This is a genomic window from Pseudomonas sp. Xaverov 259, assembly GCF_019352915.1.
In the GTDB taxonomy this organism is placed as follows: Bacteria; Pseudomonadota; Gammaproteobacteria; order Pseudomonadales; family Pseudomonadaceae; genus Aquipseudomonas.
Window position 1 is genome coordinate 179,795 of sequence record NZ_JAAAFV010000031.1, and the last position, 15,243, is coordinate 195,037.

Sequence of the window (15,243 nt, forward strand, 5' to 3'; positions counted from 1 at the left end):
CCGCTGACAACGGGCCAACGAAGAACTTTGAACCATGGCCACTATCCACGTAGACGGCAAAGCGCTCGAAGTCGATGGGGCAGACAACCTGTTACAGGCATGTCTCTCATTAGGCCTCGACATCCCGTATTTCTGCTGGCACCCCGCGCTTGGTAGCGTCGGTGCCTGTCGCCAGTGCGCGGTCAAGCAGTACACCGACGAGAACGACACCCGTGGTCGTATCGTCATGTCCTGTATGACCCCAGCCACCGACAACACCTGGATCTCCATCGAAGATGAAGAATCCAAGGCGTTCCGCGCCAGTGTGGTCGAATGGCTGATGACCAACCACCCCCACGACTGCCCGGTCTGTGAGGAAGGCGGTCACTGCCACCTGCAAGACATGACGGTGATGACCGGCCACAACGAGCGCCGTTATCGCTTCACCAAACGCACGCACCAGAACCAGGACCTCGGCCCGTTCATTTCCCACGAAATGAACCGCTGCATCGCCTGCTACCGTTGCGTGCGTTTCTATAAAGACTACGCCGGCGGCACCGACCTGGGCGTCTTCGGCGCCCATGACAACGTGTACTTCGGTCGCGTTGAAGACGGCGTGCTCGAAAGCGAGTTCTCCGGCAACCTCACCGAGGTCTGCCCGACCGGTGTGTTCACCGACAAGACTCACTCCGAGCGCTACAACCGTAAGTGGGACATGCAGTTCTCGCCGAGCATCTGCCATGGCTGCTCCAGCGGTTGCAACATCTCCCCGGGCGAGCGCTACGGCGAACTGCGTCGCATCGAAAACCGCTTCAACGGTTCGGTCAACCAGTACTTCCTGTGCGACCGTGGCCGTTTCGGCTATGGCTACGTCAACCGCGAAGACCGCCCACGCCAGCCGCTGTTGGCCGGTGGCGCCAAGCTGAGCCTGGACGACGCGCTGGATAAAGCCGCCGACCTGCTGCGCGGCCGCAACATCGTCGGTATCGGCTCGCCGCGTGCCAGCCTCGAAAGCAACTACGCGTTGCGCGAACTGGTGGGTGCCGAGCACTTCTACTGCGGTATCGAAGCCGGTGAGTTGGAGCGCATCCGCCTGGTCCTGCAAGTGCTGAACGACAGCCCGCTGCCAGTCCCGAACATGCGCGACATCGAAGACCACGATGCGATCTTCGTCCTCGGCGAAGACCTGACCCAGACCGCCGCGCGTATTGCGCTGTCGTTGCGTCAGTCGGTCAAAGGCAAGGCCGAAGACATGGCCGACGCCATGCGCGTTCAGCCTTGGCTTGACGCCGCGGTAAAAAACATCGGCCAGCACGCGCTGAACCCGCTGTTTATCGCAAGCCTGGCTGAAACCAAGCTCGACGACATCGCCGAAGAATGCGTTCACGCCGCGCCGGATGACCTGGCCCGCATCGGTTTCGCCGTGGCCCACGCCCTCGACGCCAGCGCGCCTGCCGTCGAAGGCCTGGACACTGAAGCCGTCGAACTGGCCCAGCGCATCGCCGATGCCCTGCTCGCAGCCAAGCGCCCATTGATCATTGCCGGCACCTCGTTGGGTTCCAAGGCACTGATTGAGGCTGCTGCGAATATCGCGAAGGCCTTGAAGCTGCGCGACAAGAACGGTTCCATCAGCCTGGTAGTGCCGGAAGCCAACAGCCTCGGCCTGGCCATGCTCGGTGGTGAGTCCCTGGACGCTGCCCTGCAAGCCGTGATCGACGGCAATGCCGACGCCATCGTGGTACTGGAAAACGACCTGTACACCCGCACTGATTCGGCCAAGGTCGATGCCGCGCTGGACGCTGCCAAAGTGCTGATCGTGGCCGACCACCAGAAGACCGCCACCAGCGAGCGTGCCGACCTGGTATTGCCAGCCGCCACCTTCGCCGAAGGCGACGGTACTCTGGTCAGCCAGGAAGGCCGCGCCCAGCGCTTCTTCCAGGTGTTCGATCCGAAGTACATGGACGCCAGCATCCTGGTTCACGAAGGCTGGCGCTGGCTGCATGCCCTGCGCGCCACCTTGCTGAACCAGCCGATCGACTGGACCCAGCTCGACCACGTAACCGCCGCAGCCGCCGCAAGCGCCCCGCAGCTGGCCCGTATCGTCGACGCTGCACCGTCCGCCTCGTTCCGCATCAAGGGCATGAAGCTGGCCCGTGAACCGCTGCGTTACTCGGGCCGTACGGCCATGCGCGCCGACATCAGCGTGCACGAACCGCGTACGCCGCAAGACATCGACACCGCGTTTGCCTTCTCCATGGAAGGTTACTCGGGTTCGGTCGAGCCACGTCAGCAAGTGCCATTTGCCTGGTCGCCGGGCTGGAACTCGCCGCAAGCCTGGAACAAGTTCCAGGACGAAGTCGGTGGCCACATCCGCGCTGGCGACCCAGGCACCCGCCTGATCGAAAGCACCGGTGACGCGCTGAACTGGTTCGCCGCCGTACCGCGTCCGTTCAACCCGGCCCAGGGCACCTGGCGGGTTGTGCCGTTCTTCCACCTGTTCGGCAGCGAAGAGACTTCTTCCAAAGCCGCGCCGGTGCAAAGTCGCATTCCTGAAGCCTACGTGTCCGTGGCCAAGTCCGAAGCCGACCGCCTGGGCGTCAACGACGGTGCCCTGCTCAGCCTGAACGTGGCTGGCCAGACCCTGCGTCTGCCGCTGCGCATCAATGATGAGTTGGGTGCGGGCCTGGTTGCACTGCCTAAAGGCCTTGCCGGTATTCCACCTGCGATCTTTGGCAAAACCGTTGACGGTCTGCAGGAGGCAGCGCAATGACTTGGTTCACGCCGGAAGTAATTGACGTGATCATTTCGGTGGTCAAAGCCATCGTGATCCTGTTGGCCGTGGTCGTTGCGGGCGCCCTGCTCAGCTTCGTCGAACGTCGCCTGCTGGGCTGGTGGCAGGACCGTTACGGTCCGAACCGCGTTGGCCCATTCGGCATGTTCCAGATCGCCGCCGACATGCTGAAAATGTTCTTCAAGGAAGACTGGACCCCGCCGTTTGCCGACAAGGTGATATTCACCCTGGCACCGGTCGTGGCCATGAGCGCCTTGCTGATCGCCTTCGCCGTCATCCCGATCACCCCGACCTGGGGCGTGGCGGACCTGAACATCGGCTTGCTGTTCTTCTTCGCCATGGCCGGTCTGTCGGTCTACGCGGTGCTGTTCGCCGGTTGGTCGAGTAACAACAAGTTCGCCCTGCTGGGCAGCTTGCGGGCTTCGGCCCAGACCGTGTCCTACGAAGTGTTCATGGGCCTGGCGCTGATGGGCATCGTGGTGCAGGTCGGCTCGTTCAACATGCGCGATATCGTTGAGTACCAGGCGCAGAACCTGTGGTTCATCATTCCGCAGTTCTTCGGCTTCTGCACCTTCTTCATTGCTGGCGTCGCCGTGACTCACCGTCACCCGTTCGACCAGCCGGAAGCGGAACAGGAACTGGCCGACGGTTACCACATTGAATACGCCGGCATGAAATGGGGCATGTTCTTCGTTGGTGAGTACATCGGCATCATCTTGATCTCGGCCCTGCTGGTCACGCTGTTCTTCGGCGGCTGGCACGGTCCGTTCGGCATCCTGCCGCAGTTGGCGTTCTTCTGGTTCTTCCTGAAGACCGCGTTCTTCATCATGTTGTTTATCCTGCTGCGCGCTTCCATTCCGCGTCCACGATACGACCAGGTGATGGATTTCAGCTGGCGCTTCTGCCTGCCGCTGACCCTGATCAATTTGCTGGTGACGGCTGCCGTTGTGTTGTTGAACACGCCAGCCGGCGCGGTTCAGTGAGGATTTGACCCATGTTCAAATATATTGGCGACATCGTTAAGGGTACCGGTACCCAGTTGCGAAGCCTGGTGATGGTGTTCGGTCACGGCTTTCGCAAACGCGACACCCTGCAATACCCGGAAGAAGCGGTGTACCTGCCGCCGCGCTATCGCGGCCGTATCGTACTGACCCGCGACCCCGATGGCGAAGAGCGTTGCGTAGCCTGCAACCTGTGCGCCGTGGCGTGCCCGGTGGGTTGCATCTCCCTGCAGAAAGCTGAAACCGAAGACGGTCGCTGGTACCCGGACTTCTTCCGCATCAACTTCTCGCGCTGCATTTTCTGCGGCCTCTGCGAGGAAGCTTGCCCGACCACCGCGATCCAGCTGACACCGGATTTCGAGATGGCCGAGTTCAAACGTCAGGACCTGGTGTACGAGAAAGAAGATCTGCTGATCTCTGGTCCCGGTAAAAACCCTGATTACAACTTCTATCGTGTTGCAGGTATGGCCGTTGCCGGTAAGCCCAAGGGCGCCGCACAAAACGAAGCCGAGCCGATCAACGTGAAGAGCTTGCTGCCTTAAGGAAGAAAGATGGAATTCGCTTTCTATTTCGCGTCCGGTATTGCAGTGGTGTCCACGCTTCGCGTGATCACTAACACCAATCCTGTGCACGCCCTGCTCTACCTGATCATTTCGTTGATCGCCGTGGCCATGACCTTTTTCAGCCTCGGCGCACCGTTCGCCGGTGTGCTGGAAGTGATCGCCTACGCCGGCGCCATCATGGTGCTGTTCGTGTTTGTGGTGATGATGCTCAACCTCGGGCCAGCCTCGGTCGCCCAGGAACGCGTGTGGCTCAAGCCCGGCATCTGGCTCGGCCCGGTGATCCTGGCAGCCCTGCTGCTGGGTGAACTGCTGTATGTGCTGTTCGCTCACCAGAGCGGCCAGGCCATCGGCCACACCACCGTAGACGCGAAAGCCGTGGGCATAAGCCTGTTCGGCCCGTACCTGCTGGTGGTCGAACTGGCTTCGATGTTGCTGCTCGCGGCAGCCATCACCGCCTTCCACTTGGGCCGCAACGAAGCCAAGGAGCAATGACGATGCCTGCTATCCCTTTGGAGCATGGTCTGGCGGTCGCCGGCATCCTGTTCTGCCTTGGCCTGGTCGGCCTGATGGTTCGCCGTAACATTCTGTTCGTGTTGATGAGCCTGGAAATCATGATGAACGCCGCCGCACTGGCGTTCGTGGTTGCAGGTAGCCGATGGGCGCAGCCGGATGGGCAAGTCATGTTCATCCTGGTGATCAGCCTGGCAGCCGCCGAGGCCAGTATTGGCTTGGCGATCCTGCTGCAACTGTATCGTCGCTTCCACACGCTTGATATCGACGCTGCCAGTGAGATGCGCGGATGAACATGATCTTTCTGACTTTCGTATTTCCCCTGATCGGTTTCCTGCTGCTGTCGTTCTCCCGTGGACGCTGGTCGGAAAACCTGTCTGCCCTGATCGGTGTGGGGTCCATTGGCCTGTCGGCCATCGTGGCTGCCTACGTCATCTGGCAATTCAACGTGGCGCCGCCGGAAGGCGGCCACTACACCCTGGTGCTGTGGCAGTGGATGTCGGTGGACGGCTTCAAGCCCAACTTCGCCCTCTACGTCGACGGCCTGTCGATCACCATGCTCGGCGTGGTGGTGGGTGTAGGCTTCCTGATCCACCTGTTCGCGTCCTGGTACATGCGCGGTGAGGCCGGTTACTCGCGCTTCTTCGCCTACACCAACCTGTTTATCGCCAGCATGCTGTTCCTGGTACTCGGCGATAACCTGTTGTTCCTGTACTTCGGCTGGGAAGGCGTGGGCCTGTGCTCATACCTGTTGATCGGTTTCTACTACAGCAACCGCAACAACGGTAACGCTGCACTCAAGGCTTTTATCGTTACTCGGATCGGCGACGTGTTCATGGCCATCGGCCTGTTCATCCTGTTCCAACAGGTGGGCACGCTGAACATCCAGGAACTGCTGGTGCTGGCACCACAGAAATTCCAGGTCGGCGACTTCTGGATCACCCTCGCTACCCTGATGCTGCTGGGCGGCGCCGTGGGTAAATCCGCGCAACTGCCGCTGCAAACCTGGCTGGCGGACGCAATGGCCGGCCCTACGCCGGTGTCGGCACTGATCCACGCCGCAACCATGGTAACTGCGGGTGTCTACCTGATCGCACGTACCCACGGCCTGTTCACCCTGGCACCGGAAATCCTGCATCTTGTAGGGCTGGTCGGTGGCGTGACCCTGGTACTGGCCGGTTTCGCTGCGCTGGTACAAACCGACATCAAGCGTATCCTCGCCTACTCGACCATGAGCCAGATCGGCTACATGTTCCTGGCCCTGGGCGTAGGTGCCTGGGACGGCGCGATCTTCCACCTGATGACCCACGCCTTCTTCAAGGCCCTGCTGTTCCTCGCTTCGGGTGCGGTGATCGTTGCCTGCCACCACGAGCAGAACATCTTCAAGATGGGCGGCCTGTGGAAGAAACTGCCGTTGGCCTACGCCAGCTTCATCGTCGGCGGCGCGGCCTTGTCGGCCCTGCCACTGGTGACCGCAGGTTTCTACTCCAAGGACGAAATCCTCTGGGAAGCCTTTGCCAGCGGTAACCACGGTTTGCTGTACGCAGGCCTGGTCGGTGCGTTCATGACCTCGCTGTACACCTTCCGCCTGATCTTCATCACCTTCCACGGTGAAGCCAAGACCGAAGCGCACGCAGGCCATGGCATCTCCCACTGGTTGCCCCTGTCGGTGCTGATCATCCTGTCGACCTTCATCGGCGCCATGATCACCCCGCCTCTGGCCGGTGTACTGCCGGAAAGCGCTGGCCATGCCGGTGGCGCCGCCAAGCACAGCCTGGAAATCGCCTCGGGCGCCATCGCCATCGCCGGTATCCTGCTGGCCGCGCTGCTGTTCCTGGGCAAGCGTCGCTTCGTCACCGCTGTGGCCAACAGTGGCATTGGCCGCTTCCTCTCGGCCTGGTGGTTCGCTGCATGGGGCTTCGACTGGATCTACGACAAACTGTTCGTCAAGCCTTACCTGGCCATCAGCCACGTACTGCGCAAAGACCCGCTCGACCAGACCATCGGTTTGATCCCGCGCGCCGCCAAGGCCGGTCACACCGCCCTGAGCCGCAGCGAGACCGGTCAACTGCGTTGGTATGCAGCCTCCATGGCCATCGGTGCCGTGCTGGTGATCGGCGCCATCGTTGTGGTAGCGGTCTGACTATGAACCTTTTGAACTTTGCGAACCTGCGAAAGGAAACGAGCCTGTCATGATTCTGCCCTGGCTAATCCTGATCCCCTTTATCGGCGGCCTGCTCTGCTGGATGGGTGAACGCTTCGGCGCCACCCTCCCCCGCTGGATTGCGTTGCTGACCATGTCCCTGGAACTCGCGCTCGGCCTCTGGCTGTGGGCGCACGGTGACTATTCATTCGCTCCGGCACCGGGTGTCGATCCAACCTTCGCGCTTGAATTCAAGCACGTGTGGATCCAGCGCTTCGGCATCAACGTGCACTTGGCCCTCGACGGCCTGTCGCTGTTGATGATTTTGCTGACCGGCTTGCTGGGTATCCTCTCGGTACTCTGCTCCTGGAAAGAAATTCAGCGTCACGTGGGCTTCTTCCACCTGAACCTGATGTGGATCCTGGGCGGCGTTGTCGGCGTGTTTCTGGCGCTGGACCTGTTCATGTTCTTCTTCTTCTGGGAAATGATGCTGGTGCCGATGTACTTCCTCATCGCGCTCTGGGGTCACAGTTCTTCGGACGGCAAGAAAACCCGGATCTACGCGGCGACCAAGTTCTTCATCTTCACCCAGGCTTCCGGCCTGATCATGTTGGTGGCGATCCTGGGTCTGGTACTGGTCAACTTCAACACCACTGGCGTGATTACCTTCAACTACGCCGACCTGTTGAAAACCAAGATGTCGCTGACCACCGAGTACATCCTGATGCTGGGCTTCTTCATCGCCTTCGCGGTGAAGCTGCCGGTGGTGCCGTTCCACTCCTGGCTGCCGGATGCTCACGCCCAGGCGCCGACCGCAGGTTCCGTCGACCTCGCCGGTATCCTGCTCAAGACCGCTGCTTATGGTCTGCTGCGTTTCGCCCTGCCGCTGTTCCCGAATGCCTCGGCCGAGTTCGCGCCGATCGCCATGACCCTGGGTCTGATCGGGATCTTCTACGGTGCATTCCTGGCTTTTGCGCAAACCGACATCAAGCGTCTGATTGCCTTCTCGTCCGTTTCCCACATGGGTTTCGTACTGATCGGCATCTACTCCGGCAGCCAGCTGGCGCTGCAAGGCGCAGTGATCCAGATGTTGGCCCACGGCGTTTCGGCCGCCGCACTGTTTATCCTCAGTGGTCAGCTGTACGAGCGCCTGCACACCCGTGACATGCGTGAAATGGGTGGCGTGTGGTCGCGCATCGCGTACCTGCCGGCCATCAGCCTGTTCTTCGCCGCCGCGTCCCTGGGCTTGCCGGGCACAGGTAACTTCATCGGCGAGTTCCTGATCCTGATGGGGTCGTTCGTACACACACCGTGGATCAGCGCCATTGCTACCTCGGGCCTGGTGTTCGGTTCGGTCTACTCGCTGATCATGATCCACCGCGCCTACTTCGGCCCGGCCAAGTCCGACACCGTCCTGCAAGGGATGGATGCTCGCGAACTGATCATGGTGCTCGGCCTTGCGGTGCTGCTGATCTACATCGGTGTGTACCCGCAACCGTTCCTGGACACTTCTGCCGCGACGATGCATGGCGTGCAGCAGTGGATCGGCACCGCCTTCTCTCAACTCGCTTCGGCCCGGTAAGAGCGCTATGGAATTCACGATCCAACACTTTATCGCGCTTGCGCCGCTGCTGATTACCAGCCTTACCGTTGTGGCGGTGATGCTGGCAATCGCCTGGCGCCGCAATCACTCGCAAACGTTCCTGCTGTCGTGTGCCGGTCTTAACCTGGCCCTGCTGTCGATCATCCCGGCACTCAAGGTCGCGCCATTGGCCGTGACCCCGCTGATGATGGTCGATGACTTCGCGCTGCTGTACATCGCGTTGATCCTCGTTGCCACCCTGGCCTGCGTCACCCTCGCCCACGCTTACCTCGGCGAAGGCGGCACCGGCTACCCTGGCAACAAGGAAGAGCTGTACCTGCTGATTCTGCTGGCTGCGGCCGGTGGCATCGTGCTGGTCAGCGCTCAGCACCTGGCCGGCTTGTTCATCGGCCTGGAACTGCTGTCGATCCCGACCTACGGCCTGGTGGCCTACGCCTTCTTCAACAAGCGCTCGCTGGAAGCCGGCATCAAGTACATGGTGCTGTCGGCGGCCGGTTCCGCGTTCCTGTTGTTCGGTATGGCGCTGCTCTACGCAGAGGCCGGCAACCTGAGCTTCACCGGTATCGGTCACGCGCTGGCGGCCACCAACATGCCTGCGCCGATTGCCCAACTGGGCCTGGCGATGATGCTGATCGGCCTGGCGTTCAAGCTGTCCCTGGTGCCGTTCCACCTGTGGACCCCGGACGTGTACGAAGGCGCCCCGGCGCCGGTGGCCGCGTTTTTGGCCACGGCGTCGAAGGTTGCGGTGTTTGCGGTGATGGTGCGTCTGTTCCAGATCTCGCCTGCGGCCAACACCGGCGTGCTGAGCACCGTGCTGACCGTGATCGCCATTGCGTCGATCCTGTTCGGTAACCTGCTGGCGCTGACCCAGAACAACCTCAAGCGTCTGCTCGGTTACTCCTCCATCGCGCACTTCGGCTACCTGCTGATCGCCCTGGTGGCGAGCAAAGGCCTGGCCGTGGAAGCCATGGGCGTGTACCTGGTTACCTACGTGATCACCAGCCTGGGTGCATTCGGCGTGATCACGCTGATGTCCTCGCCGTTCAAAGGCCGTGACGCCGACGCCCTGTACGAATACCGCGGCCTGTTCTGGCGCCGTCCGTACCTGACCGCCGTGCTCACCGTGATGATGCTGTCCCTGGCTGGTATCCCGCTGACCGCAGGCTTTATCGGCAAGTTCTACATCGTTGCCACCGGTGTTGAAGCCCACGAATGGTGGTTGGTTGCTTCGTTGGTACTGGGCAGCGCCATCGGCGTGTTCTACTACCTGCGCGTGATGGTCACTCTGTACCTGATCGAGCCAAACCTGCGCCGCGTAGACGCCGAGCTGCACTGGGAACAGAAGGCAGGCGGCGTGATGCTGCTGGCCATCGCCCTGCTCGCGTTCTTCCTGGGCGTATACCCACAACCGTTGCTCACCCTGGTGCAGCACGCGGTGCTGGGCGTTTGATCGCTTAGATTAATGCAGTAAACAAAACGGCGCCTTCGGGCGCCGTTTTGCGTTTCTGAGGATCAATTCTTTTGCCTGCTCTTACTGTAGAAATTTCCTTCATCTACTACCTATTCGTCTGGCATCTACTCGCTGAAGTCGGCCTTATGGTGGTTGCGTTTTAGGAAAGTTCCCACAGCCCGGTCACTTGACCCAAGGCGCGTGGGCCACCACACTATACGCAGGCTACGTACAGAACATGGATGCTCTATTTATCGAGTTGCCGGCCTTTGAACGGCATCGCAGGGACTATCTGAGTGACGAGCTATTCCAGGGCTTTCAACAGGAGTTGATGAAGAACCCGCAAGCGGGCGACGTGATCGAGGGAACCGGCGGGTTGCGCAAGGTCCGTTTCGTCGATGAGCGACGCAACAAAGGCAAACGCGGGGGCTTGCGGGTCATTTACTACTGGTGGTCGGGCGGCACGCAATTCTGGTTGTTCACCCTGTACGGCAAACACGAACAGGACGACCTTACCCCCAACCACAAGAAAGCCCTCAAACACATGCTGGACAGGGAAATCAAAGCGAGAACACATCATGAAACGTGAAATCTTTTCCGAACTGGTCGAAGGCTTCGACGCCCTGGCCGAAGAACGCCAAGGCAAAGTCACCCTGCGGACCCACAAGGCCCATCTCAACAACCTGGCCCCTCTGAGCGCCGAAGAAGTGGTCGCCGTGCGCCAACAGCTCAACCTCTCGCGCTCGGTGTTCGCCATGTACCTGCGCACCAACGTACGCACCCTGGAAAACTGGGAACAAGGCCGGGCCAAGCCCAACGCCCAGGCCACCACCTTGATTCGGCTGGTGGCACGTTTTCCGGAAACCGTGGCGCAGCTCGCGGCGCTGGGCTGAGGAATCAGGCTATGGCTTGCGGGCTTGCTGTGGCGAGCGGGCTTGCCACAAAAAAGCGCTAACTTCCACTAACTTACTGCACACCAAATCCACCGAGCATATCGGCAAACGTCTCGCTGTCAGGCAACCCCTCACCCACCCAAAGTGACGGCGCTACGCGTGGCGAGCCCTCGGTCCAGAACAGCGAATGGCGCGCCAGTGGTTCGATCTGGGCACTCAGTTGCGGCATGCCGTCGCCGATACGCTCAGGGTCGGGCAAAGCAAACCATCGCGCCGGCGGCGCCACGCTGTTGGCGTAGCTCGCCGGCGACCAGTCTCCTGGTAGTGGCATCCCCAGCAGCGCCTCGTCGAAAGCCTCCAGGGAAAAGCCTTCACTCAATGCCGATAATGCCAGGCGCTCCACCTGGTCATACCAAAAAGTCTCCCCTTCCAGCCGAGCGAGCAATGGCACATCCTCCCCGGCGCAGGCCAGGGTCAACGGAAAATAACGCCCCACCCGATCCACACTGGGAATCATCACGCCCGACCATCCCTGCTCGCCACAGACGCCCGCCGCCAAGGCAAAGCGCCAGATCGGGCTGCACAGGTAAACCTGGAGCCACTGTGACCCCAGCCGCTCGCGACTGCACTGCAAACCGCCCTGCAGCCATGCATCCCAAGGCTGCAAAAACGTTGGGGGCAAGCGGCGACTGACAAAGTCCCCATGGCTTGCGACCTTGCCGAAAAATCCATGCATGGCTGATCCTTAAAAGCTCGAAGGGCAATGGAACTGCTCGGCGCCATCACGGCGAAACGGGTTGATCACACTGCTGGCTCGCAACAGGTACGTCACCCGGTGGCCTTCCAAATTGAATGTCAGTTGCAGTTGTTCGCCCTGGGCGCTGACCGCGGCCTTGTCCATCATCCGCAACCAACCCCAAGGGCCATCGCTGCGCAACGGGCTGACCAATGCCGGCGTGGCGTCCAGGCGTACCAGGCCGCCGGACTTGCCGCTCGGCAGCGACAGGCTGGTGAAGTCCGCCACGCTGCCCGCGTCGTACACCACCGGCTGGCCATCGATATCCAGTGTGACCTTGGTCAACGCCGGGTCGGCCCCCAGGGTTTTCAGGTCAAAACGCATTGATGGCTGACGCGCACCGGCGACGAAAAACATATCCCGCAGCCTGGCGCCGCGTTGGAACTGGTTGAGCACATCCTGGGAGATATTCAGCGCGGTCACCCCACTGGAGCGCCAGCGCCATTGGCTGCCGCTCATGTCGACATAGGCGGCGAGGTTCTTGCTGAAAAAATCGTCCATCAAGCCGCCAGGCCCGAAGAACTTGCCGAAGTCATCGGCGGTGGCATCGCGCCCGGAACTGCGCACCAACGGATAGCGCCCGTCGATGGCCGCCCGGCAGAAGGGTGCGCCGCTGGCTTCCCACAGCGCATTCAAGCGCGCCTTTTCATTGCCCAAGGTCAGCGCGGAGCCAGCGGATTCCACATCGCGCAATACGCCCGCCAAAGGCGCAGGTTGGGTATCGCCGGAACGTTTCAAACGCCCCAGGACCTCATTGGAGGGGGCCGGCGCGGCGCTGCGACGGGCCGCATCAGCACTGTCGAAAAACTGCCCGGCGTCCTTCAGCGCAACCAATACGTCGTCCAGCGGTTGCGGCCCAGTGCCGCTGCCGACCAAACGGTGCAGCGCGGCAAAATGCAGGTCCACCGGGTTGGCCGAAGCATCCGCCACTGGCGTCGGGTTATCGGCACCCAGCGCAGCTTGCAGCTTCTGGGTGGCCGCAGCGATCTTGTCGCGCACACGTTGATCGGTGTCTTTGCTGGCCGCCGTGGTCAGGGCGCCTTCCAGGGTGGTTTCCTTGGCCACTGCTTGCAGCAACGCCCGTAGCGGCGAATCAGTGGCGGCCAAGGCGTTGGTTACCAAGGACGCCTGGCCCAGGCTGGTGAGCGGCGTCACATGCACATCCGCCAAAAAGGTGTCCCATTGACGGATGGAGTCAGCGTAATACAACTCCAGCACCGCCGCCTGCATGGCCGGGTTGCCGCCGGCACTCGGCGCCGACTCCTGACGGTCGAGCACCCAACTGTCCTTGGCCATGTCGGTCACGGCTTGCGGGGTCAAGTCGGTCAACTGACGGTAACCGACGATGCGATACACGCCACTGACGCCACGGGACAACGGCTCGCCACTGGCGCGGGTAAACAGTGACGACACGTCCCGCCCCACCGCGCTGTTGACGCTCAACTCCGGCAAGCGCTGCTGCTCTACCAGGCGCTTGACCCGATTGTAGATGCGCTGGGACGCCGGCATACCGGCCAGCGCCAGGCGTACCTTGGCGATCAATGCGCTGTCCAGTTGCACCGGTTGCGCTTCATCGTCGGCTTCCAGCAAGGCTGCCACGTGATCGGACAATTGTTGCAACTGCGCCGGGGTGGCCTGGGGCAACTCGCGGCGCCAGTCAACATCGACCCAGGCCTGCACCGAGGCGGCATCAAAGAACTGCCGCTCGCCCAACATCAGATAGGCACGCAGGGTTTCATACAGAAATTCCTGGTTGCTCGCATCGCCACGGCGCAGTGCGTTTTCCATATTGGCGACGATGTGCGGCAGCAGTGTGCTGCGCAGCAGGCGCCGATACAGCGTCACCGCACCCGCGCCGAGCTTGTTGCCCTGATACAGGCCCATTCTGCTGAGCAGCGGCACGCTGTTGTCGCCATCGCTGTAACCACTGGGCAAGGCACGCGCGGCGTTAAGCAGCGGCAACGTCACCAGCACATCGCCTTCAGCTGGCAACGCCTGAGCCAACTGCGCGACATCAGTAGCGGCGCCCGACGCATCGGCGATCAGCTGCAGGTTGCGGTTGTAGCTGATGGTCATCGCCGCGAGCAACAGCACAAACACCGCCGCCGCCGTGATCCGCCCGGCGCGGCCAAGCAAGCGCCGGCGCCGCTCTTCCTGATGATTGACCCCGGCCAGCCCGGCCTCTTTGAAAATCACCTCGCGCAGCAACCGCGTGATGAAGTAACTGCGTCCGCTGGCCACATTGGGCGCGAGCACTTTGCGGCCCAACCCGAACGACGCCGCCAGCGAGGTCAGCACCCGATCAATCGGGCTGCCTTCCTGGGTGCCGCTGGTGAAATACACGCCACGCAACAACGCCGGTTCCTGATAACGATTGGCTTCGAACACCGTATTGAGAAAGCGCGTGAGGCCATCGCCGAGGCTGGCGAACTGCTGCGGGAAGCTGTAGAGCAAAGCGCGGCGCGACAGATCGCGCTCCTGCTGCAAACGCTCGAGCACGCGGCGTTGCAACTGGCGCTCAAGGGCATCGAACTCGCCCGGGAAAGACGCCAGCCCCATGTCAGCCTGCGGCGGTTGTGGCAACGGGAACGTCACACCCCAGACCTGCGCGCGTTCATCGCGGCCAAAGGTCTCGAAAAACTCCGAGAACCCGGCGAGCAAGTCGCACTTGGTGATGATCACATACACCGGAAAGCGCAGGCCCAGGCGCTCGTACAGTTCGTTGATGCGTGCGCGAATCGCCACCGCCTGGGCCTGGCGTTGGGCCTCGCTCTGTTGCAGCAGGTCGCTGACGCTCAAGGCCACGATCACGCCGTTGACCGGGCGCTGACGGCGGTACTTTTTGAGCAAATCAAGAAACCCGCCCCAGGCCGCTTTATCGACTTCGGTGTAGCTGTCCTGGGTGGTGTAACGCCCTGCGGTGTCGAGCAGCACGGCTTCATCGGTAAACCACCAGTCACAGTGCCGCGTGCCGCCCACGCCGCCGATAGCACCGGAACCCATGGCTTCGCGCAGCGGAAACTGCAGCCCGGAATGGGTCAGCGCTGTGGTCTTGCCGCTGCCCGGAGCGCCCACAAACATGTACCACGGCAGTTGATACAGGTACTGCCCGCTCATCTTCCAGCCAGGGTTGGCCTTGCGCAGCACCGCCATGGCCGAGCGCATGCGTTCGCCCAACTCAGCCACTTCGGCCTGGCTTTCACGCACACCCGGCGCCACCACCGGCGCCTCGGCCACACCCGCCATCAAGCCACGGTTGGCACGCCAGGCGCGCCACAAGCGCCAGGCAAAGTAGCCGGCCCATACCAGCACAAACACTGCGATCAAGCCCCAACGACGGGCCTCCGGCGCCAGCGGCTCGCTGCCGTTAAACGCCAGCAGCGGGCCTTCGTACCACACCAGCAGCGACAGTAATGCCACGCCGATCAACGCCAGCAACCACGGCTTGAGCAGCCACAGGACAAAGCGCTCCACCGGGGACCATAACAACGAAAAAAACGAAGAGAAGTTCATG

Annotated in this window: 12 protein-coding genes; 10 read left to right on the forward strand and 2 right to left on the reverse strand. The window is 61.7% G+C overall.

The genetic code is table 11. The features are described from left to right. The first annotated feature begins 34 nt into the window (after window positions 1-34). The 10 genes from nuoG (at window position 35) to K0H48_RS11545 (ending at window position 10,933) form a co-directional block, all read left to right on the forward strand. A complete protein-coding gene (gene nuoG / locus K0H48_RS11500; RefSeq protein WP_219267546.1) occupies window positions 35-2,749 on the forward strand; it encodes an NADH-quinone oxidoreductase subunit NuoG in 2,715 nt (904 codons plus the stop codon). After that, the gene (gene nuoH, locus K0H48_RS11505; RefSeq protein ID WP_057721782.1) at window positions 2,746-3,753 is read left to right on the forward strand and encodes an NADH-quinone oxidoreductase subunit NuoH; all 1,008 of its coding nucleotides are present in this window, start codon (window positions 2,746-2,748) and stop codon (window positions 3,751-3,753) included. The genes nuoG and nuoH overlap by 4 nt, the downstream gene beginning before the upstream one ends. An 11-nt stretch (window positions 3,754-3,764) precedes the next feature. After that, on the forward strand, window positions 3,765-4,313 hold the full coding sequence (nuoI, locus tag K0H48_RS11510; RefSeq protein WP_003174725.1) for an NADH-quinone oxidoreductase subunit NuoI: 549 nt from the start codon (window positions 3,765-3,767) through the stop codon (window positions 4,311-4,313). 9 nt (window positions 4,314-4,322) lie between these two features. Next, window positions 4,323-4,826, forward strand: coding sequence for an NADH-quinone oxidoreductase subunit J (gene nuoJ / locus K0H48_RS11515; RefSeq protein WP_003219561.1), 504 nt, complete (start codon window positions 4,323-4,325; stop codon window positions 4,824-4,826). Between the two features lie 2 nt (window positions 4,827-4,828). Continuing rightward, entirely contained in the window at window positions 4,829-5,137 is a 309-nt protein-coding gene (nuoK, locus tag K0H48_RS11520; protein ID WP_017137520.1) for an NADH-quinone oxidoreductase subunit NuoK, read from the forward strand. Next, complete coding sequence (gene nuoL, locus K0H48_RS11525) at window positions 5,134-6,987, forward strand: NADH-quinone oxidoreductase subunit L (RefSeq protein ID WP_219267547.1); 1,854 nt, start codon at window positions 5,134-5,136, stop codon at window positions 6,985-6,987. Before nuoK ends, nuoL begins: the two co-directional genes overlap by 4 nt. A 49-nt stretch (window positions 6,988-7,036) precedes the next feature. Continuing rightward, a complete protein-coding gene (gene nuoM, locus K0H48_RS11530; RefSeq protein WP_138814940.1) occupies window positions 7,037-8,569 on the forward strand; it encodes an NADH-quinone oxidoreductase subunit M in 1,533 nt (510 codons plus the stop codon). Window positions 8,570-8,576: 7 nt separating this feature from the next. After that, window positions 8,577-10,040 (forward strand): NADH-quinone oxidoreductase subunit NuoN, encoded by a 1,464-nt coding sequence (gene nuoN, locus K0H48_RS11535; RefSeq protein ID WP_017137523.1) that lies wholly within the window; start codon window positions 8,577-8,579, stop codon window positions 10,038-10,040. A 238-nt stretch (window positions 10,041-10,278) separates the two neighbouring features. Further along, the gene (locus tag K0H48_RS11540; protein ID WP_026013737.1) at window positions 10,279-10,629 is read left to right on the forward strand and encodes a toxin; all 351 of its coding nucleotides are present in this window, start codon (window positions 10,279-10,281) and stop codon (window positions 10,627-10,629) included. Next, complete coding sequence (locus K0H48_RS11545; RefSeq protein ID WP_219267548.1) at window positions 10,619-10,933, forward strand: DNA-binding transcriptional regulator; 315 nt, start codon at window positions 10,619-10,621, stop codon at window positions 10,931-10,933. Before K0H48_RS11540 ends, K0H48_RS11545 begins: the two co-directional genes overlap by 11 nt. 73 nt (window positions 10,934-11,006) lie before the next feature. Here the strand turns inward: K0H48_RS11545 and tagF are convergent, their stop codons facing one another. Then, entirely contained in the window at window positions 11,007-11,669 is a 663-nt protein-coding gene (tagF, locus tag K0H48_RS11550; RefSeq protein ID WP_219267549.1) for a type VI secretion system-associated protein TagF, read from the reverse strand. Window positions 11,670-11,678: 9 nt separating this feature from the next. Then, window positions 11,679-15,242 (reverse strand): type VI secretion system membrane subunit TssM, encoded by a 3,564-nt coding sequence (gene tssM / locus K0H48_RS11555; protein WP_219267550.1) that lies wholly within the window; start codon window positions 15,240-15,242, stop codon window positions 11,679-11,681. Window position 15,243: the final 1 nt, after the last annotated feature.